Raw genomic sequence first — 22,204 nt, 5'->3', positions numbered from 1 at the left:
ATTAATCATTCATATCAAAAGTTTTGAAGAAAAGAAATCTTATAATATAAGGCGTTAACAAGGCTAAAATAATCCATAAAGATAATGAATATGATAAAGCTATATTAGCGGAACGCTAACATCAGAGCAAGATTTTTTACAAAAATTTTCTTTAAAGCGCGCGCTTCACAATTAAAATAGAATACCCTCAAAAATACTATTATATTACTCATTCGTGTGCTTGTTTTACATAGACATTTTTCAATAATCCCCAAAACTCTCTTATGACGGTGCTCATGAAGAGTATATACTCTCCATGAATGGTATAAAATACATTATGCTTTCCATTTTTACTGAAATAGAAGTTACAAATCGATACCATCATACTCTTTTCCAGTTTTTAATGTGACGATAATGTTTGCATTGAAAGGATTCATAAAAGATATTTCACGTCTTTTTGAAAGTACTTTTATCCACACACCACCTCCGTTTGTGACATATTAACAAACGATTTCAATTGATCCAATATGAATAGGATTAAAATGAGAAAGCCTCACGATATTTAGGTTTTTTACTCATGTTGTGAAACGATAAATTATCATTATAAATCAATATATTGATTTAATAAAAGATAAAGTATAAAATTTTATATTATGCTTTCTTTGGCTGGCAAGTTTTATTAGCCTTAAAGTCAAGGAACATTATTTTTGTGTAACGCGTGCCATGGTCTTTTGGGAAAGCATTTTGTGTAAATATGTCATAAAGGTGGCTGCAAAAAGCGGTGTTGCTAAATTAAGAATTGGAATCGAAACAAAAAGCGCTATCAATAATCCTGCACCAAAAACCGTTGTGTAATGAGTATGTAAAAAAACATGCGCATCTTGCTCTGTTCGAAAACGATAAGCAGCAAACAAGAAATATTCATGACCAAGCAAATAACCATTAATAACATAAAAAGCAATTAAATTAATACCTGGTATGAAGAATAAAATAAAAGCAATTCCATTACCAAGAAGGCTTAAAATAACAAATTTAAAGGAAATGATAAGAGAACGCCGAAACGGCAAAGCTTGTCCAATAGGCTCGTTTGGATAATCCTCTTTTTCAATGATTTCAGCAACAGAGTCAATGAAAAAACCACCAATCATAGCTGCGATTGGTGCAATCAAAAAAGCCAACAAAAGAGCTAAACCAAGATTAAAAATGATAAGCATGCTAAAACCAATCCATCCCGCCCAACTAGGGAGTCCAGGAAGAAACTGAGCAATCCAGGGCCAAAAGTAAGACACAAAAAGTTGGTGTACACATAACCATAAAATGGCGAGAATGAAAAAAGTAACCCCCAAAGCTTTCAGTATCATAATACTATATTGCGAGGTCAGAAGACGTTGTAAAGCACGATAGGCAGCAGTAAAAATCATAGATTAATAAACTAAGGAAAGAAGCAAAAAAAACAAGAAATATATTTAAAGAATGTAGGGTGTAATTTTTTCTTTTTTTTGAATTACAAGATTTCTTTTCAGGTACATTACAAAAAACGGCTAAGGCTTCTTTGTTTAAAATAAAGTTTGAATAAATAGAAATTTTGAATTTTAAAAATCAAGAAAAATTTAAAAAGCAGCTTTTATAGAAGAAATTTTTAATATTTTTATACAGAGTGTAGATTATTGCGTTTATATGACATATGCGAAAAATTAAGAAATAAAAACTATTTGTGAGAAAAGTTGTTTACTTCTATTTATTCAGTAGAGTTGTCTAACTTCGTTTATCTACGTGCTTAATTTTTTTTCACGATTCGTAATATTCTGTACTTTTTTACTATTTGGCGGCATGCTCTTGCCTCTCGCTTTTATTCAAAACAATATTGAGTTCAATGGAATAAGAGTAACGTAGTAGCTTGTAGATATTCTGATTTGGGTAACAGAATGATTAATATGATAGAAGTGGAAAAAATAAGCTTAGGCGATTGACCGTCCATATCCCATGGAAAGGCAATTTCTTGAGAAGAAGCAAAGAGTGGGAGACAAAACTGATGATTAAAAATGATGAGATTTTGAATTTTAAAAGCTATGAGTGCAATGAAGTAAGAATTCACCGAAACACTTTTCATACAAGTGGTGCACTGTATCAAATAGTTTTTAGATAATAACACCATTAATTTATGAAGATAATTGATCATTTTCAACTTGAATAAGAATCCAAAATATAGAAATATTCTTTAATTTCAAAGCCTCTATTCAACATCAAAAAATTATTTACTTGCATATTATAGGCGAGACCAATGTACGGATACAAAGCTTTCGATAAAGGAATAAAAATGCTTCTCATGAATCGTCACAATGTAAGGATATCATCGATAAAATTCTAGTCTTTGTAGTTTCGGTATGTTGAAGAGAGGGCACATACATTTGATCTTAAAGACCAATCACTGAGAAATAATAAAGGTGTCAGTTTCATAAACTTAATAGGCAGCGGGGCAATGAATTTTGTCTAAACTTTTTATGAGCGTCAGTGTGAGATATGATTCAAATTGCATTGAGATGTTATAATATATCGATTTATAAATTATTTTTCATAGTGAATAAGAGCTTCAAATAAATTTGTCATATCTTCTCATTAGCTGCTCTCATCATGAAACAATCAAAATCATTTATTTGCCTATCATAAATAGGACTAATATGGGGATAAAACATTGAAGAAAGAAAATGCTTTTTATAAATTTTATCCAGTGTAAGAGTTTTCTCAAAATTGATGGTAGGCAAAGTGAAAGATGGCTTTTTTTGATAAGCTGAGGAGACAGTGGTGCAATAGATCTTACTTTTTATGCAGGCTAGGATGAGATGCGATTTTGTAAAGAAACATTTCCCAACGCTCGTCACACCCATTTCGCAACAGCGCCTGTGAATGGTATAAGGGTAAAGCTCTCGTGAATAATATAAAACTTATAGGTCATCACTATCTTTACGCTTAATAAAAGAGCACGCTGGTGCCATCATCCTCAGTGTTGCTCGACAGCCCTTGGTCCTTGAGACGGTTTATTATAAGCGTTTTTAGTTCTTTCTTAAACGTTTTGTATTCATACGGCTATCCTTGTTTGCAACGTGCAAGAAAATGGTTTTTATTGATTCGACATGAGAAAGATTTGAAATGAGAGAATCTTACGATATTCGGGATTCTAATTAATATAAACAACACTAGATTATCATTATAAATCAAAATATTATATACTAATCGAGATGGATAGACAGCTATTGTCAGTTCTATTTTATAAGGTGTTCTAATATCAACGCGTTTGAAGAGTTATTATTTGAAATGGGGTATATTTTTCTCAATGAGGAGTAGGTGTCTGTGGGGCAAAAAATGATACAATCATGTTTGCTAATTTTTGCGCTACGTGTTGTTTACTCATATGGGGCCATTGTTCAACTTTTTTCCTACTCACGAGATAAACTTGATTTGTATCAGAACCCATGACACTTGTGCCATCTGGTTGAAGAGAAATATCATTAGCAAGAATGAAATCAGCTCCTTTTTCAACACATTTTTTTTGCGCATTGGCAATGATATCACATGTTTCAGCAGCAAAACCAATGATCAATGAGGGGCGGTTTGGAGCGTGTCCAATCGTTGTTAAAATGTCAGGATTTTCGACCATATTAAGGGATAGTGGTATTTTATGAGCATTCTTTTTAATTTTGTGTAAAGACTGCGTTTGACTGCGCCAGTCACAAACAGCGGCAACAAAGATAGCACCATCAGCAGGCAATGCGGTTTGAACGGCTTGTAACATCTGTTGTGCTGTTTCAACATGAATGGTTTTTACTTCTTGTGGGTCTGCAAGATTAACAGGTCCACAAATAAGTGTTACTTTTGCACCTAAATGCGCAAGAGCGGTTGCGATGGCATGACCTTGTTTACCTGAAGACCGATTAGCAAGATAACGCACTGGATCAATTGGTTCATGGGTAGGGCCAGAGGTAACGATAAAATGGCGGTCAGAGAGAGGTTTTTCATGCACATCCAAAAGAGTCTCTATGGTAGCGACAATGGTTAAAGGTTCGCTCATGCGCCCATATCCTATCTCGTCACGTTCAGCCATATTTCCGATTTCTGGTCCAATGATGTGAACGCCATCTGCACGTAGTTGTGCAACGTTGCGAATAGTGGATGGATGCGCCCACATGATCGGATTCATAGCGGGTGCAATTAAGAGTGGACAGCGTGCCGCTAAAAGGATGCAATCGGCTAGATCATCTCCTATGCCATTGGCTATTTTTGCAATGCGATTGGCTGTAGCAGGGGCTAAAATAATAAGGTCAGCATTACGTGCTAATCGGATATGTCCAATATCGTGTTCTTCTTCGCGTGAAAATAAATCAGTATATACAGTACCACCGCTTAAAGCTTCTGCGGCTAAAGGCGTAATAAATTTTTGTGCTGTTTTTGTCATCACAACTTTTAAGTGTGCTCCACGTTCTTGTAAACGGCGAATCAAATCAAGTGCTTTATAGGATGCAATACTTCCACCAATAATAAGAAGGAGTGATTTTGATTTCAATGATTGCAATTCAACAGCACTAGTATGAGAGAGTTGTGTGGTGAGAGGCGTGGGATTGCTTAAAAGCCGTCGGACTTCTTCTTCCATAGAAATACCATTTTGCGCAGCTCGTATGCGCAAAGCTTCTTTGGTTTCAGGAGACAGGTTACGAATAGTAATACTGGCCATAAAATACCTCCAAGAAATAAAATGATTGCAATGATTTCACTATTGATATTTTTAGCATATTAAGGAGATTAGAAAAGATGAAAAAAGTAAAAAGTGAGACAAACGCAACAAAGCGCAATAATAAAAAGGCTATAACGACCATAACGGTTTCTACGACTTTGTTCGACAGCAAGTTGTTTGAGGGTGGCAGGAGAAAGATTAAAACCTGTTTTTTTCATTTGATTGAAATCTTCTTCTATCCGTTGGAAATTTTGAACCAATTGTGGTGTTTTGCGTGCCAGCGAAAGGAGAGCTTGCGCTCCTTCACTCAAGTCTTTTGCAACGCCTACGGGTCCTAAATTTTTACTAATCCATTCTTTGACAATAGGTTCAGAAGCTTTCCACATATTAAAAGTGGGGTCTAATGTGCGGGCAACACCTTCCACAACAACCATCGTTTTTTGCAGCAATAAAAGTTCAGGTCGCGTTTGCATGTCAAATAATTCAGTGACTTCAAACAATAAAGTGAGCAATTTAGCCATGGAAATGCTTTGTGCTGATTGTCCGTGTATTGGTTCGCCAATAGCGCGGTTGGCTTGCGCAAAGCTTTCAATATTATGGTGTGAAGGAACATAACCTGCTTCGAAGTGGGCGCGGGCAACCCGATGGTAATCGCGGGTAATAAAGCCGTAAAGAATTTCAGCAAGGAAATGCTTTTCTTTTTTGCCAAGCCTTCCTGTAATGCCTAGATCAACAGCAACAATACATCCTTTTGCATCTACAAATAAATTACCAGGATGCATATCGGCATGAAAAAAACCATCACGCAATGTATGACGAAGAAAAGATTGAATAAGCGTAATGGCAAGCGCCTGCAAATCAAATCCTGCTTCTTTGAGTTTGGAAATTTCGGATATTCTGATACCATCAATCCATTCCATTGTAAGAACATTACGTCCTGTCCGTTCCCAGTCAATACGTGGAACCCGAAAGCCTGTATCATGTTGAATATTTTCAGCCATTTCAGATATAGCTGCTGCTTCTAAACGTAAATCCATTTCAATGCGTGTTGTTTGTGCTAAAGTATCCACCACACGAACAGGACGAAGCCTTCGAGAGGTAGGGATATAGCGCTCTTGTAAGTGAGCAATGAGATAGAATCCTCTAAGATCTTTAGAAAAACGTGCTCTGATATTAGGACGAATAACTTTTACAGCACATTTTTTCTTATGACCAGTTTCATCACTGTATTCAGCTGGATGAACTTGAGCAATAGAAGCGGCGGCAATGGGGGGATAAAAATTTACGAATAAATCATCAATAGAGCGACCAAGAGAACTTTCAATTTGAGCAATAGCGGCAGTGCAAGAAAATGTTTGGACACGATCTTGTAGTTGTGACAAATCTTCCGCAATATCACGCCCAACAATATCAGGTCTTGTGGCAAGAAATTGACCAAGTTTTATGTAAGATGGTCCAAGCTTATTAATGGCATACGAAATATTTTCAGATCGCTGTTTTTTTTTCGTTTTGCGTCGTGCTAATGCACCCGCTATACGATAACATAGCGCTGGAAATCCTTGAAGATCACCATGAGGAAGAGCACTTAAAACACCTTCACGTGTTAAAACCCATCCTGCACGCATCAATTGAAAGTAAGGGGAAATTTGCACCATTTTTAAATTTTCCAACCTGAATGCAGCGCTGAAATCGCACCGGTGAGATTGCGGTACGATACCCGCGAAAACCCCGCATGCTTGATCATATGGGCAAAATCATCTTGCTTAGGAAATTTGCGGATAGATTCAACCAAATAACGATAAGCCTCGCCATCATTTGCGATAAATTGACCCAGCTTAGGGATAGCATGGAAAGACCAAAGATCATAAATTTTATCTAGCAGAGGCATCTCGACATTTGAAAATTCTAAACATAAGAAACGTCCACCGAGCTTTAAAACACGAAAAGCTTCTCTAAGAGCTTGATCAATATGAGGAACATTGCGAATTCCAAAAGCAATAGTGTAAGCGTCAAAGCTTTGATCTTCAAAAGGTAGATTTTCTGCATTGGCTTCAACAAAATCAATCAGAGGGGCAAGACCATTTTTTTGTGCGCGTTTTTTGCCAACGCTGAGCATTGATCCATTAATATCAAGCACTGTAGCATGGGCTTTTTGGCGTGAAGCATTAAGAATACGAAAAGCAATATCACCTGTACCGCCAGCGACATCAAGAACTTTCCAATGAGAAAGTGCTGGTGGGGAAAGCCAAGCAATCATGGAATTTTTCCACACACGGTGTAGTCCTAATGATAAGATATCATTCATCTTGTCATAATTTTCAGCAACAGAATGAAACACACCATCCACCATGGATTGTTTTTGTGTTTCATCTACTCTTGTAAAACCAAAAGAGTGCTCCATGCCACCCTTGGTTCCTACACGTTCTGTTTCAACTGCCATGTGTATGACCTTCCTTATTTTTCTTTTATCGTAAATGAAATAGAGAGGGAATGTTCAAATACGAAAAAACAGCGTATAAAACTGCGACATTACACAGCTAAAAACAGAAAAATACCTTTAGATATCAAGATTGGCAACGCTTAAGGCATTGTCTTGAATAAAAATACGTCTAGGTTCAACTTCATCACCCATGAGACGAGAAAAGAGTGAATCTGCATCGGTTGCATCATTAATTTTTACTTGTAAAAGAGAACGTGCATTAGGATCAAGAGTTGTTTCCCAAAGCTGTTCAGCATTCATTTCCCCAAGACCTTTATAACGTTGAAGAGCAACACCTTTTTTACCGTTTGTAAAAATACTTTCTAAGAGGCTCATAGGACCAAAAATACGCTCTGTTTTATCTTTGCGACGTAAAAGAACAGGAGGATGATATATGTCGATAAAATTTTGGGAAATGCGATCAATTTGGCGTGCATCAGTTGAATTCATAAGTCCCACATCAAGCGTAACAATATCTTTAACACCACGCAAAATACGTTCAAAACATAAGTTTCCATCTGCTGTATATTGTCCACTCCAACCTTGTTCCATATCATCAGCAATCAGATTCAGGCGGTGTGCTATAGTATCTGCTATTTTTTGCGCTTTTTCTTGTGTTGCAAAGACTTCAAGATTAAAAGCACCAACAATTGCTGCTTGTTCAACAATATTACGGTTATAACGGGTATGAAGACCATTTAAAAGTTGACGTAACACACGAGCATCTTTAGCGAGTTGATACAAATCAGCTCCTGCACGAACTTCTCCCGTTGAAAGCTCAAGCGTTGTTTCTTCTAATCCAGTATCGATCAAGAATTCTTCAAACGCTGCTTCATTTTTAATATATTGGGAAGATTTTCCACGCGATACTTTATAAAGAGGAGGCTGAGCAATATAAAGATGTCCACGCTCAATCAACTCGGGCATTTGTCTGAAAAAGAAAGTGAGCAGCAGAGTACGAATATGGGCTCCATCAACGTCTGCATCTGTCATGATAATAATCTTATGATAACGTAATTTATCCGGTGAAAATTCATCTTTACCGATGGATGTTCCAAGAGCTGTAATAAGTGTTCCAATCATATCAGATGAAAGCATGCGGTCGAAACGTGCTCGTTCAACATTGAGGATTTTACCACGAAGGGGTAAAATTGCTTGATTTTGACGTGAGCGCCCACTTTTTGCCGAACCGCCAGCCGAATCTCCCTCGACAATAAAGATTTCTGATTTTGCAGGATCACGTTCTTGGCAATCGGCAAGCTTTCCTGGCAGAGAAGTGATATCAAGCGCTCCTTTTCGTCTTGTAAGTTCACGTGCTTTGCGTGCTGCTTCACGTGCTGTTGCAGCTTCTACCACTTTACTAATGAGAAGTTTTGCTTCATGAGGATGTTCTTCCAGCCATACTGAAAGACCTTCATTGACCAAATTTTCAACAATAGGGCGCACTTCAGAAGAAACTAACTTATCCTTTGTTTGTGAAGAAAATTTTGGATCAGGAACTTTGACAGAAAGAATAGCTGTTAATCCTTCACGGCAGTCATCACCGGTTAAGTTCACTTTTTCTTTTTTAGCAATACCTGAAGATTCAGCATAGCCATTAATTTGGCGCGTAAGGGCACTTCTAAAACCTATCAAATGAGTTCCACCGTCACGCTGAGGAATATTATTGGTAAAACACAGGATCTTCTCATGATAGGAATCATTCCACCATAGGGCAACATCAACGCTTATACCATCCTTTTCACTTGCAATGTAAATAGGATTATCAAGCAAAGCTTTTTTAGATTGGTCAATATATTTGACAAACTCCGTTAATCCACCTTCATAATGCAATTCAACTGATTTAATATCAGCATGACGCTCGTCAACAAGAAGAATATAAACTCCAGAATTTAGAAAGGCTAATTCCCGTAAACGGCGCTCCAAAGTTTCAAAATCAAACTCAACCATAGTAAAAGTTTCAGAACTTGGTAAAAATCTGATTTCTGTTCCACTTTCTCTATCGCAATCGCCAATAACTTTTAATGGAGCATCAGCTACCCCATGGGTAAATGATATTTCATGAATTTTACCATTTCGTCTGATTTGCAATTTAAGCCAAACGGATAATGCATTCACAACAGAGACGCCAACACCGTGTAATCCACCTGAAACTTTATAAGAGTTTTGATCAAACTTTCCGCCGGCATGAAGCTGTGTCATAATAACTTCTGCTGCAGAAACACCTTCTGTTGGATGGATATCTGTCGGAATTCCACGTCCATTATCACGAACAGAACAAGAACCATCAGCATGGAGTGTGACGTTTACAAGAGTAGCATGACCGGCTAAAGCTTCATCGATAGCATTGTCTACAACTTCATAGACCATATGGTGTAAACCCGATCCATCATCAGTATCACCGATATACATACCAGGACGTTTGCGTACAGCATCAAGACCTTTGAGAACTTTGATAGAAGCAGCACCATAATCATCGCTTTGTGCCGCTAAGGTTATTTCATCACTCATAAGTTAGTCCATTTCTGTGTTCAATTTACAATATTTTATCTGCTTTTTAAAGCTCAATGTTCTGATCAGTTATTTATGGAATAACCACATTAAACATTTACCGTATATCAGAACTAGATTCAATATCTGTCGATATATAAGAAGAGAATGATGAAATGAGATTATACTGTTATGTCGTAAAACTTCGTCATTTAGGGCGGTGATATAAGGAAAGTAAGCACTGCTTTGATACATTAATTATTTTTAAAGTGCATGGTGCATATTCGGAGAAGGATTTATTTGTATAACCTTTAGTTAAGTGAATCGCATGAGTGGATAGCTCCGAGGAATTAGCCGAGAGAAGCAGAACTGCTTAGACGCCAACGCTAATAGGAATCTTTTTCCTTTGAGGTGTAGGGATGAGGTCAATCAAGCGTTACACTTGTGCGAAGAGTAAAATATTATAAATTATCTTATCATGAGATAATAATAAATTCTTATATTTTTATAAACACCTTATACAAAAAGTTATTTCATAAAATTATGCTATTTATTTTGTTTATTTTTGCATATGCGTAATGTTTCAAACTTAGTTATACATTTTTATGTTACACTAACAAAGGTCTTAATTGTTTTATCCATCAATCAATTTTCAATTCTAATGCTGCCGTATATTTAAAACAAAGGTTACGAGCTCTCTAAGCAGCTCAAACTTTTTTATGTTAAATTGAGGCGAAAATATTGTATATATTAGTTGGTGCCATCTTTAAAATGTGGAAAATATAAAGGCGTAAATGTAAAAACACGTTTCCACTATATGTTCTTGTATTCAGTTTTACAACTTTTAAAAACGTTCACGGCAATTTTTTAAAATAAGGTGATGACGCATTGTCTTACGTTTTAATTTTTCTCATTCCTGTAATGGAGGCTAAGTTCCTCATTTAAAACAAAGCACCATTGCGTTATTATTCACGCGCTTTTTTAAGAAATATCTCTCAAAGTTCCTAAACTCATTTTACAACGATGTTTGAATAGTATAACGCAAAATACCCTGTGAATACTACAAGATTTATGTCCTCTATCTTGTCCATCTTGACAATAAGGTGTAAACCAGCAGCAGCATTTTATTTTCCAGCTCTTAAATGTTGATACAACCTTAATGTTGAGAAAATCCCCGGCATTTGAAGGGTATTTTTATTCTTTTCTTTAATAGTATCTATATACTCCCTCTGGTGGTGATGCGCAAGAAAATGGTTTTGATGTTTTCAATATAAATAGATTTGAAATAAAGTTTTTATTCAACATATAAATAATAAATTATCATTACAAATCAGTGTCTTAATATTTTAAGATATGCGGGATATTTTGATAAAATGGAGTGTGCCACTAAAGTGTGTATAGCTTATCTTATATTTAAAAAATCAAATCACCTTTCTCTAAAATTACTTTTTATTTATTAAACGCCAGATATTTTGGTGAAGTGCGTTAGATAATAATTGAGAAGAATTGTATCTTAGTTTTGAAAAATGGGGGAGAGATTTTGAAAATAAAAAAATCTATATATGTAAAACATCTTCAATTGTGTTTACGATACTTTTTATTCAATAGTCCATACAATATTTTTATTCGTATTTTATTTGTAGTAGGGGGTTTTCTATTTTCCTCTTACACAGAAGCTGAAAGATTGCCTTCTTTTTTTGATTCGCATGAACATTTGGTACAACCTGATACAACGGATATTCTTCGTTTGCGTTTTGTAACAACTTTTGATTTTCCTCCTTTTAATTTCTTTGATCAAACGGGGCATCTTGCAGGTTATAATATCGATTTATTGCGCGCTATTTGCTCAAAATTAAAATTAGAGAAGCTTTGTGAAGTAGAAGTGATTCCTTGGAAAGAGCTTGTAGAACATGTTAAAAATGGTGGTGCAGAAGTCATTATTGCGGGTTTAAAAGAAACAAGTAAAACCCAACAAGATCTTGTTTTTACAAAGTCATATTTGCGCTTTCCAGCGCGATTTGTTGCTTCTCGACTTTTAAATCTTGATGAGCCAATAAGCGATCAATTGGTACATTTAACCATTGGTGTTTTGTCTAAAAGTGTTCACGAAAAGCTCTTTCATCATTATTTTCCTAAAGCTAAATGGCAAGGATTTAAAAAGAGAGAAGAGCTCTATAAAGCATTACAGGAGCGTAAAATTGACCTTATTTTTGATGATGGATTTGCTTTATCGTTATGGTTCAAAAAACAAAAATCTGTTGATTGCTGCCATTTTGTTGGGGGGGCATATATGGCGCCACAGTTATTGGGACAAGGAATGCAGCTTGCTGTTGCAAAAAAGAATGAAAAATTGGTTGATATACTCAATTATGCGCTGAAATCTCTAGAAGAGGATGGTAAACTTACAGAACTTTATTTGCGTTATTTTCCAATAAGTTTTTATTGATGAATAGTTTTTTAGTTAAGGGCTGTTAATCTTTCTGCGCCTAGTCGATAGGAAATAGCTTCTGCGAGATGATAGCGTGAAAGATTATCTGATCCGTCAAGATCAGCAATTGTGCGTGCAACTTTGAGAATGCGATGATAAGCGCGTGCAGAGAGGTGCATTTTTTCACTCACATCTCGTAAGAGTATGGTCGCACTTTTATCAGGAATGGCAATCTGTTCTATAATTTTGGCAGGGCAATCGCCATTGGTACGAATATGATCAAACCCCATTGTTGCAAAACGTTTAGCTTGAATGGCACGACACCGTGCGACGCGTTTGGCAACATCGCAGCTTTTTTCTGATTGTTCTGGTTGCATAAGGTCCATAGCTGTCAAAGCAGGGACATCAATTCGTAAATCAATTCGGTCAAGCAGAGGACCAGAAATACGGGACTGATAATCGATTTGACAGCGTATTCCTTTAGTGCAAACATGGTCTTTTTCGCCTGCCATACCACAACGGCAAGGATTCATTGCTGCAATGAGTTGGAAGCGAGCAGGATAGCTAATATGGTGATTAGCGCGGGCGATAACCGATTCCCCACTTTCTAAGGGTTGACGAAGAGAATCAAGAACCTGCGGAGAAAATTCAGGCAATTCATCAAGAAATAACACACCATTATGGGCAAGAGAGACTTCTCCCGGTCGTCCTTTAAGTCCCCCACCAATCATTGCGGCCATGGAAGCAGAATGATGTGGGGAACGAAAGGGGCAATGAAGTGAAATGGTATTATGAACCGTTTCTCCTGTAATAGAAGCAATCAGAGAGACATCTAAAAGCTCACGGCTATCAAGAGGTGGCAAAATGGAAGGTAAGCGTTGCGCTAACATAGATTTTCCAGCACCAGGAGGTCCTACAAATAAAAGGTTATGGCGTCCAGCAGCACAAACTTCTAAGGCACGTTTGGCTGTTTTCTGTCCTTTGATTTCGCAAAGATCTGGAAGTTCAGTTTCGATAGTATATTGGCGCGGTTGTGGACGTTTTTGAATTTGGGTTCCTTTGAAATGGTTGACTATAGTGAGCAGAGTCTCTGGGGCAAGAATATTTATTTCTGCATTTGCCCAAGCAGCTTCAGGTCCACATTGGAAGGGACAAATCAGTCCTTTATCGAGTGATAAAGCTGTCATGGCAGCTGGCAAAACACCATTGACAGCGGTAAGTGAACCATCCAGTGATAATTCTCCTAAAATGATATAGTCTTGTGCTACTTCGGGAGGGAGGACTCCCATAGCAAGCATTAAGCCTACGGCGATTGGCAAATCATAATGCGAGCCCTCTTTAGGCAAATCAGCTGGTGCAAGATTAATCGTAATCCGTTTAGTAGGCATAGAAAGCCCACAAGCGTGGAGAGCTGCTTGTACACGTTCACGGCTTTCTGCAACTGCCTTATCAGCTAATCCAACAATAGCCATTCCTATTTTACCAGACGAAATCATAACCTGCACATCAACAGGGACTGCTTCTAGACCGCGAAAAGCAACAGTTGTAATACGTGCGATCATTTATTTATTTTTCCCCTTTAGACTTTGTAGAGACAATCATATCTATACATAAAAATCAAGAAGCCTCTCTATGGTTTTTTTTATAGAGAGATCTATATACATGGGCAGTTTTTTATCGTTCTCATGGAAAGTCATTTGTACAAATTTAACTATGATAGTATGGAACGCAATAAAACATTTATAATAAGCTAAATAAATATGTTAAGAAAAAGAATGAGGCTGTTCGTGTTATACAACAGTGCAGAATTTTATGAAAATATAAGGGGAGGGTGACGTTATGTATCGCAGAGTGTTATTTGATGTGATACAACGTGTAAAATGTGCAAAGTAATTATATTTACCTTTCTTATTTTTATATTATTTAAAGCGTAGTATATGCAAAGTGTATTATAAGGTATCTGATTTTATGGTATATCAGACAAGAATTTTGTTAAAATCAGGGACTGTGCGTTGTGTATTTATAGGCTTGTGTTTCGCTTTTTCTTTTCCACAGCCACTTGCTGCATTTGATTTTTTCGGTATACCTTTTTTTGGTCAAAAGAAAACAAATTCTTCTTCACATTATGCTAAAAATACAGAGAAATTTTATAAAGTTGATGTTGTTGCACCCCCAGGCGCGCCATTAGAAGGTATAAAAATAGTTAAAACTGTTTCTTCTCTTGTTGCTGATAAAGAGAAAGCATCCGCTAGTTCTTCTGGTTTGCTAGCCAAGGCGCGTTCAGATTATCGAGCAATTCTTTCTGCTCTTTATGCTGATGGACGCTACGGTGGTGTTATTAGTATTAAAATTAATGGCTTAGAAGTCGCTGATTTAAGTCCGGTAACTCAACTTCCAGCACAATCCAATATTGTTATTACAATTAATGCCGGTCCACAATATGTCTTTAGTATTGCAAATATTGATAAAGTAGCTCCGTTTGAAAAACGTAAAACACATAAAATACCCACAATTGAAGAATTGGGTTATAAAGTTGGGGCTATTGCTAAATCTGAAACCATTTTGAAAGCAGAAAAATGGGCGATAGAAGGATGGCGTCAACAAGGTTATGCTAAAGCTAAAGTTATGAAGAGTGAGGTCGTGGCTGATCATGCTGCGTTGCGTGTTGAAGGACGGATTGTTGTTGATCTTGGGCAAAAGGCTCATTATGGTCCTTTAAGTGTGCGTAATATAAGTAAGAAACCACGTGTAGATTCAGCTTATATCGCATGGATGACCGGATTGAAGCTAGGTCAGAAATACGATTCCGATGCGTTAGCTAAGGCAAATGAACGTCTTGCGCGCCTTGGTGCTTTTCGTGCTATCAATATACGTGAGGCTGATACCATTAATCTAGATGGTAGTTTACCTCTTATGCTTGTTATACAAGAAAGTAAACCGCGTCGTTTTGGTGTAGGTGGTAGCTATTCAACATTAGATGGTGCTGGTTTTGAGGCTTATTGGATGCATAACAATCTTTTTGGTCATGCAGAGGTTCTTAAAATTGAAACAAAAATAAGTGGTGTTGGTAGCAATAAAAAGCAATCGTATAATTTTAAAAATTTTGATTATCTTTTCGGTGGCACGTTTATAAAGCCTGGTGTACTCACGCCAGATACAGATTTCAGATCAGAATTAAAAATACAACAAGATGTTCTAGAAAATTATACGACAAAAGCCATAAAAGGAAGATTGGGTATTACGCATATTTTCAATGGTAATCTATCGGGGCAGGCTGCTGTAGAAGTTTCAAATGGTTATTCACGTGATATCTATTTTGGCAGCCGTAATTTTACAACAATAGGTTTCCCTAGCGGTTTGATTTACGATAGTCGTAATAATAAGTTTAATGCAACAAAAGGTTTATATGGTGAAGTTTTCATTGAGCCTTTTTATGAGATGCGTTTTAGCAACTTTGTTGCAAAAGTAACAGCAGAAAGTCGTTCTTATTGGGCGTTGGATGAAGGGGATCGTTTTGTTTTTGCTACGCGGGCAAAGCTTGGTACAATTCTTGGAAATGATACAGCACCAATCCCTGCGAATACGCTTTTTTTTGCTGGTGGTGGGGGCTCTGTTCGTGGTTATGCTTACCGTAATATTGGTATAAAAACAGAAAATGATGCGGTTGTTGGTGGACGGTCGTTTGTTGAGGGATCGGCAGAATTGCGTGTTTCTTTAAATGATAAAATAGGGTTTGTCGGTTTTCTTGATGGAGGTGTCGTAGGGGAAAAGGCGAATTTTGATTTTTCTCAAAAAATTAAATGGGGAGCCGGTATAGGAGGTCGTTATATGACGGGTCTTGGTCCTTTACGCGTTGATTTAGCCTTTCCTTTAAAGAGAGAGAAGGGTGATCCTCGCATTGGTTTTTATGTGGGTATAGGGCAAGCATTTTAATGAAAAAAGGTTTACATTTATCAGCTTTCTTCTTGGTATTTTTGTTTTTTTGGGTGGGTGGTTTTGTTTTTGCGCAAAGAGGAGATACTCTTTCCTCTAGCGAAATGAGAACAGATGATCACTCATGGTTTGTTTCTTTAATTGAACGAAAGCTTTCAGCGCCTAATCGTCAAGTTCGTTTACACAATATGCAAGGGACACTATCTTCTCAAACATCAATTGATGCTATTACTGTCAGTGATAAAAAAGGGGTTTGGCTTAAAATTACCAATGCTAAAATGGATTGGAATCGTCTAGCGTTGCTGAGAGGGCGGATGGACATTAACCAGCTTTCGGCAGAACAGGTTACATTTTTACGCAAACCGCAAGGCAATTCTTCTTTTGTTTCTTCCCTTGAGACGGGTAAGTTCTCTTTACCAAAATTGCCACTTGCTCTTTCTATCAATACGCTTACAGCTCAACATGTGACATTTGAACAGAATCTTTTTGGTTTTTCTGCTGATATGTCCTTAAAAGGCAATTTCACTTTGGCTAGTGGTAATTTTAATGTCGATATAGCGGCGCATCGTTTAGATGCACCGGGTTCTTTTTCTGTTCTCACAAAGATATCTGATAGTAATCGTACAGCTCAAATTGATATTTCTGCTAATGAACCAAAAAATGGTATTTTGGCGAATATTTTTAACATTGAACAACGTCCAGCATTAAATCTCGTCGTGAAAGGTTATGGTACTTTTGATGATTTGGTTATCAAACTTTCTTTAGAATCCGATCATCATTCTATTTTAGATGGTAATGTTATTCTTGCAAGTGTTCCAGAAGGACACAGTTTTTCTACGAAACTAGAGGGAACACTGAGCCCTTTAATACCTTCTCAATATCGTAGTCTCTTCGAATCTGATATAACATTAAAAGCAAAGGCAAGAAGAACAAAAGAAGGTGTGACACACCTTGATAAGATGGTTATTAACAGCAAAGCAATGAATGTTATAGCCAATGCTAAAATAACTGCCGATGGATTTTTGCGGCGGCTTTTTGTTGATGGAAAAATGGCTCTTGATAACGAACAGAAGTCTGTTCATTTACCTGTATTAGAAGTGCCAAAACCTGCGAATACTCTTTCTTTGAACATTGACTATGGTCGCGAAGGGCAACAATCTTGGAAGGGGCGGTTTGTTGTAGGTCATTTAAGCAATAAAAAAATTTATATTCGCGATGCAATTTTTGATATGGGAGGAGTAAGCGAAAATCTTGATAATCCAGCTTCTCGTCATGTTGGTGTTCAGGTTAAAGGAACGCTTCAAGGGGTTAAAAAGATTAAGGGAGCGTTAGTAGAAAATTTAAGCCAAGCGGTTCATGTTCATTTAGATACGGATATTTTTTCGAATAAACCAATTTTGATTCATGATCTTAGTGTTACGGCTCAGGGTTTTTCTTCTTGGTTAAAAGGGACAATGAAGAATTTTGTTTTTAAAGGTGATCTCGGTTTAAAAGCTCAAACATTAACTCCTTTGGAAGTGTTCAGTAAACAATCACTTTCTGGTAGTGCAGATATTAAAGCCAAAGGAACGATCAGTTTATTGAGTGGCATTTTTGATCTCCAATTATCAGGAATGGCTGACGATATGAAAATAGGCGTACAGGCTTTTGATCGTTTATTCAAAGGGAACATCACTCTTTCAGGTGGTGCTACTCGAAATACAAGGGGTTTCATTTTTCGTCATTTTAATTTGAAAAATCAATATACAAACATAAAGGCTAATGGTTATTTTTCAGATGAAAGCGCTAAAATGGATCTATCTGCTCAAATATCTGATTTGTCCCAATTAGATCCAAAGATAAGCGGTGCGCTTACAATTCAAAGTACGGCGAGAGGGCGCAATAGCCATATAGAACTAAATACACGTGCCCATATTGCTGAAGCATTAATCGTAGGGAAGAAACTTCAAAATACAAAATTTAACATAGATGCACTTGTAGATAATACAGCACCAGTTACTGCTTTAACGGGGGTGGTAAAAGGTGAAGGGATTTTTGCTAATAAACCTTTGCATTTATCGGCCTCTTTTAAAGATTCTCATAAAATTCGAAAACTTGAAAATATCGATATTAGAGGGGGAAGTGCAAAAATAACGGGTGCTCTTTCTCAACAACTTGGCGGTTTTTTGAAAGGAGCTCTGCATATTGATGCCGATGATATTTCCATACTTTCAGCGTTATTTTTGCAGGATGGTAGTGGAAAAGTAAAAGGAGATTTTATTTTTGATGAACAAAATGGCAGACAAAAAACCAATGTGAAGGCGTATGTTAGCCATTTGAATTTTTCCAAGAATAAAATAAAAAAATTGGCAATAGATGCTGACATATTCGATCCTTTTGGCATGACTCAGTTTGAAGGAGTTATCAATGCAGAACATATTCAAACACCTTTGATAATGGTCAATCGTTTAAATGCTCATGCCGATAGAAATAATGGACAAACGGTTTTTACTGTCCAAGCGATGTTGCATGATACTTTCAATGCAAAGCTTTCTGGTCGTTTAATGGTTGAGGAACTTCCAGAAAGTATAAAACGAGAAGTGCAAATTGAAACTGTGGACCTAAAACAACACACGTTTCATGCAACATTGCCGAAACCATCCATAATTGCTTTTGATAAAGATGGAATGACAATCAATGAATTAGGAATTGCAATAAATGGAGGCAACATCATCTTAGCAGGGAATATTCAAGATACTCTGAATTTGCAACTTACAATGAATGCACTTCCTGCTACTTTAGTCAATCTATGGAAATCCGATCTTGGAGCAGCAGGGAGTGTAACAGGGCAGGTTATGATTCGTGGTCATTTAAAAAAACCTGATATAACTTATGATATAAAAGGTAAGGAACTGACAACCGTTGCTTTTCAAAATAAAAAAATTATGCCTTTTTCTCTTTCTGCTACGGGGAAAACTTTAGATCAAAATCTTACTTTGAATGCAAATTTAACAGGAGAAGGGGTACAAGCACAAGCTCAGGGGCGTGTATCTCTAGAGAAAAATACGCTTGATCTTCATATTAATTTGCAAAATTTATCTGCACGTTTAGCGAATGGTTTTATTGCAGGACAAGCGATTGATGGGACAATGATAGGCAAAGTTGATATTAGTGGAACAATGAAGGATCCATCTGCTCATTTTGAGCTTTCTAGTCAAAATTTAACCGCTATGACGCATAAAGGACCGATGTCAATCAATATAAATGCTCGTGGTTCTTATAAAAAATCGACATTTCATATTGAAAATATGATAGCTACTGGAGATAAAGGATTAGATCTTTCCATCCATGGGCCTGTATCTCTTAATGGTTCAGAGGCAAAATTAAACGTTAAAGGGATAATGCCTCTTGATTTTGTTAATCTCTTATTAGCCAAGCGTGGCGCACATATAACGGGTACAGCAAGAATTGATACAGCTCTTAATGGGGCGTTATCAAAGCCACAATTGATAGGAAATATTTCTATAGCCGACGGTAGCTTTTTTGATTCACAAACAAATGTAGGATTGAATAATATAACACTTGAAGGCAAATTGAGTGGTGATCATATCCTTATAGAGAAAGCTTCATCTTCTTCGTTTGAGGGGGGGAGGATTTCTGCTTCAGGTCGTATCTCTAATGGTCTAGAGACAGATTTGATATTTCATCTTGATAATGCCAATTATAATGATGGGTCTATGATTCTGGCAACATTATCAGGTGAGATGACAATGACAGGTCATTTTTTCAATGATCTTGTTCTTGGTGGTGATATCATCGTTGAAAAAGCTGAAGTTTTTGTTCCTGATCATTTTAAAAGTGCCAAGTTTCTTGATGTTAGAAATAAGAATTTAACTAAATCGATTCAAACCACACTTGAACGTGCTGATGTTAAGAACACGAACAAAAGCAAAAGCCGTATAATTATACCAGAATCTTCATCTGTTGTGCTATCAAATATGCGTATTACAGCACGCAACCAATTTTTTGTACGCGGAAAAGGGTTAGATGCTGAATTGGGAGGACGCATTAATCTAGCAGGTCCATTGAATGATGTGCATCCAGTTGGTGAATTTAGAATGATTCGTGGGCGGTTTGATATTCTTTCGCAACGTCTTAATTTTGATCAAGGACAAGCGAGTTTTAGCGGTAATCTTAATCCTACGGTTTATTTTGTAACCAATAATAATAGTGGTGATATTCAAGTCACTGTAACTGTAAGTGGGACGATTGATAATCTTGATATTAATTTTTCTTCACAACCGAATTTGCCTCAGGATGAGATCTTGGCGCGTTTGATTTTTAAACGCTCTCTTAATGAATTATCACCATTTCAGATTGCTCAACTTGCAGCAGCAGCGGCTGATCTTGCAGGTGCTTCTAATACCTCTTTGTTGAATACTTTACGAACTAAAATTGGGCTTGATGATCTTGATGTTATCGTTAATGAGAAGGGTAATACAGGCTTACGTATTGGACGCTACATACACAATAATATTTATTTGGGCTTTGAAGCAGGGTCTGATGGAACGACGAAAGGGACAATTAATTTAGATATTTCGCGTCATCTCAAAGCTAAAGGTGCCATAGGAAATGAACAAAATTCTAGTATTGGTCTCTTTTATGAAAGAGATTATTAAAGATTGGATTTTTAAAAAACAATTTCTTCGTTTTTTGTCTCTCATTTCTAAATCTGAGGAAGAAGACATAGACTAGAAATCCTATAAAAGAAGAAGCTTTTTGTTGAGGCGTGAAGAGATATATCTGAAGTATTCGATTTTTGTTTATGCTATTCTCTAAAGGGACAAAATCTTCACGAAAGACAGTATGTTATTTTGCTGTTATAGATTTATTTAGAGAAATACCTTACCTTGTTCTCAAACTCATCTCGTGCTGTTGCCTAAAGAATGAAATGTATGCAATATATTGATTTATAAAGATAATTTATCGTTATTTAACTTGAATTAGAACTTTGAATATCGTATGATTTTCTCATTGCGAATTTCTCTTATGTTGAATCAATCAAAATCATTCGCTTTGCATGTTAAAAGCGGAGAATCCTGTGTGGGTAAAACTATTAAGAAATGACTAAAAATGCCTCTTATGAACCATCTCGAGAGCTAAGAGCTGTCGCAATATTAGGGGCTAACAAAATAGTGTGAATGGTGCCGGCTTGTCACTCCATAAGCGTAAAGATAGGGGCTTAATGGATTTATCGTTATACAATTCACGGACGTTATCGCGAAGTGCGCTTGGGGAAGGACTTTGAGAGAGGTCCCTTTAAAACAAGCCCGTGAATTTGCAACACAATGGCATTCTGTTTTTACGTGAAGGGTGTGATTCCATTAAAGAACGCGATAACAAAAGCGTGAGGCAAGCGTAGAATTCATAGGATATTGATTTTATTTTCAAACGCATTTAAAGCAATATTTTTAATAATAAGAATTACCTATTATTTTAGATTTTTGTTTATTTTTTTTGAATGAGGTTACTTTTCTTATAATGAATAGCCCTGCCAAACAGAGCACTACAAAATATAACACTACTGTGTTACAAATTCATTTGTTTGTTTTAAAGAAACGTTTCTCAGTGTTGCGCTTGAGCCTATTTCATAAGATTGCTTGTGAAATGGTATAAACTATCTCTTATGAATGGTATAAAATCCATACTACCGTTATTAACAAAGGTATAAGTATTAATTAAAGATATAAGTTGGCACCATTCTATTTTCCAGCTTCTCATGTTGCCGACAATCTTTTCACTTGAAAGCGTAGAGGTATTTTTATTACTTATCTTAAAGGTTTTTATGCATACACCAATATCTCTTATGACGCACAACAAGTGCTTTTGATTGATTCATCATAAATATAAAGAAAATTTGCAATAAGCAAATTACATCTTATCTTTTATTTAAGGTATAAAGTAATAAATTTTGATTATAAATCAAAGTATTAACATGCATGCCAAAAGATATTTTTTGTAAAAATATTTATCAGAGTTAGTATGTCGTATTTTTCTATTTAGGCGGTTAAAAGAAAAAGGAATGTCATTTTACTTTTCATCTGTTTTTTTTGCATATTGAAATCATAGCCTTATATAAGCACTAACGTTGTGCATTTATAAACTCTTCAAGAAGTTAAGGTATTTGAGG

At 36.4% G+C, this 22,204-nt stretch carries 9 protein-coding genes; 3 read left to right on the top strand and 6 right to left on the bottom strand.

What is annotated here, in order from left to right; translation table 11 throughout:
* Window positions 1-680 precede the first annotated feature (680 nt).
* The 5 genes from ACFIJ0_RS04405 to gyrB form a co-directional block, all read right to left on the bottom strand.
* Window positions 681-1,400, bottom strand: a complete 720-nt coding sequence (locus ACFIJ0_RS04405; protein WP_375624790.1) for a sulfate transporter family protein — start codon at window positions 1,398-1,400, stop codon at window positions 681-683.
* Window positions 1,401-3,307: 1,907 nt separating this feature from the next.
* A complete protein-coding gene (gene coaBC, locus ACFIJ0_RS04400) occupies window positions 3,308-4,705 on the bottom strand; it encodes a bifunctional phosphopantothenoylcysteine decarboxylase/phosphopantothenate--cysteine ligase CoaBC (RefSeq protein ID WP_375624789.1) in 1,398 nt (465 codons plus the stop codon).
* A 68-nt stretch (window positions 4,706-4,773) separates the two neighbouring features.
* Entirely contained in the window at window positions 4,774-6,360 is a 1,587-nt protein-coding gene (ubiB, locus tag ACFIJ0_RS04395; protein WP_375624788.1) for a 2-polyprenylphenol 6-hydroxylase, read from the bottom strand.
* Window positions 6,361-6,362: 2 nt separating this feature from the next.
* Complete coding sequence (ubiE, locus tag ACFIJ0_RS04390; RefSeq protein ID WP_375624787.1) at window positions 6,363-7,145, bottom strand: bifunctional demethylmenaquinone methyltransferase/2-methoxy-6-polyprenyl-1,4-benzoquinol methylase UbiE; 783 nt, start codon at window positions 7,143-7,145, stop codon at window positions 6,363-6,365.
* A gap of 117 nt (window positions 7,146-7,262) precedes the next feature.
* Window positions 7,263-9,695: a DNA topoisomerase (ATP-hydrolyzing) subunit B gene (gyrB, locus tag ACFIJ0_RS04385; RefSeq protein ID WP_375624786.1), complete on the bottom strand. Its 2,433-nt coding sequence runs from the start codon at window positions 9,693-9,695 to the stop codon at window positions 7,263-7,265.
* Window positions 9,696-11,214: 1,519 nt separating this feature from the next.
* Between gyrB and ACFIJ0_RS04380 the strand changes: the two genes are divergently transcribed.
* A complete protein-coding gene (locus tag ACFIJ0_RS04380) occupies window positions 11,215-12,120 on the top strand; it encodes a transporter substrate-binding domain-containing protein (RefSeq protein WP_375624785.1) in 906 nt (301 codons plus the stop codon).
* Window positions 12,121-12,131: 11 nt separating this feature from the next.
* Here the strand turns inward: ACFIJ0_RS04380 and ACFIJ0_RS04375 are convergent, their stop codons facing one another.
* On the bottom strand, window positions 12,132-13,664 hold the full coding sequence (locus ACFIJ0_RS04375) for a YifB family Mg chelatase-like AAA ATPase (protein ID WP_375624784.1): 1,533 nt from the start codon (window positions 13,662-13,664) through the stop codon (window positions 12,132-12,134).
* A gap of 406 nt (window positions 13,665-14,070) precedes the next feature.
* Here ACFIJ0_RS04375 and ACFIJ0_RS04370 point away from each other — a divergent pair, with 406 nt between their 5' ends.
* Window positions 14,071-16,035, top strand: coding sequence for an autotransporter assembly complex family protein (locus ACFIJ0_RS04370; RefSeq protein ID WP_375624783.1), 1,965 nt, complete (start codon window positions 14,071-14,073; stop codon window positions 16,033-16,035).
* Window positions 16,035-20,693 (top strand): translocation/assembly module TamB domain-containing protein, encoded by a 4,659-nt coding sequence (locus ACFIJ0_RS04365; RefSeq protein WP_375644244.1) that lies wholly within the window; start codon window positions 16,035-16,037, stop codon window positions 20,691-20,693. The genes ACFIJ0_RS04370 and ACFIJ0_RS04365 overlap by 1 nt, the downstream gene beginning before the upstream one ends.
* Window positions 20,694-22,204 lie beyond the last annotated feature (1,511 nt).

The sequence above is a fragment of the Bartonella sp. OC68QHHN genome (assembly GCF_042193875.1).
Classification (GTDB): domain Bacteria; phylum Pseudomonadota; class Alphaproteobacteria; order Rhizobiales; family Rhizobiaceae; genus Bartonella; species Bartonella grahamii_A.
This window is presented reverse-complemented; position numbering and strand designations above follow the sequence as displayed.

What these genes read in the sequence shown, in the direction of transcription:
- ACFIJ0_RS04405 (WP_375624790.1), bottom strand. Translation starts at nt 1,400, where the DNA reads ATGATTTTTACTGCTGCCTATCGTGCTTTACAACGTCTTCTGACCTCG.
- ubiB (WP_375624788.1), bottom strand. Translation starts at nt 6,360, where the DNA reads ATGGTGCAAATTTCCCCTTACTTTCAATTGATGCGTGCAGGATGGGTT.
- ACFIJ0_RS04370 (WP_375624783.1), top strand. Translation starts at nt 14,071, where the DNA reads ATGGTATATCAGACAAGAATTTTGTTAAAATCAGGGACTGTGCGTTGT.
- ACFIJ0_RS04365 (WP_375644244.1), top strand. Translation starts at nt 16,035, where the DNA reads ATGAAAAAAGGTTTACATTTATCAGCTTTCTTCTTGGTATTTTTGTTT.
- ACFIJ0_RS04375 (WP_375624784.1), bottom strand. Translation starts at nt 13,664, where the DNA reads ATGATCGCACGTATTACAACTGTTGCTTTTCGCGGTCTAGAAGCAGTC.
- coaBC (WP_375624789.1), bottom strand. Translation starts at nt 4,705, where the DNA reads ATGGCCAGTATTACTATTCGTAACCTGTCTCCTGAAACCAAAGAAGCT.
- ubiE (WP_375624787.1), bottom strand. Translation starts at nt 7,145, where the DNA reads ATGGCAGTTGAAACAGAACGTGTAGGAACCAAGGGTGGCATGGAGCAC.
- gyrB (WP_375624786.1), bottom strand. Translation starts at nt 9,695, where the DNA reads ATGAGTGATGAAATAACCTTAGCGGCACAAAGCGATGATTATGGTGCT.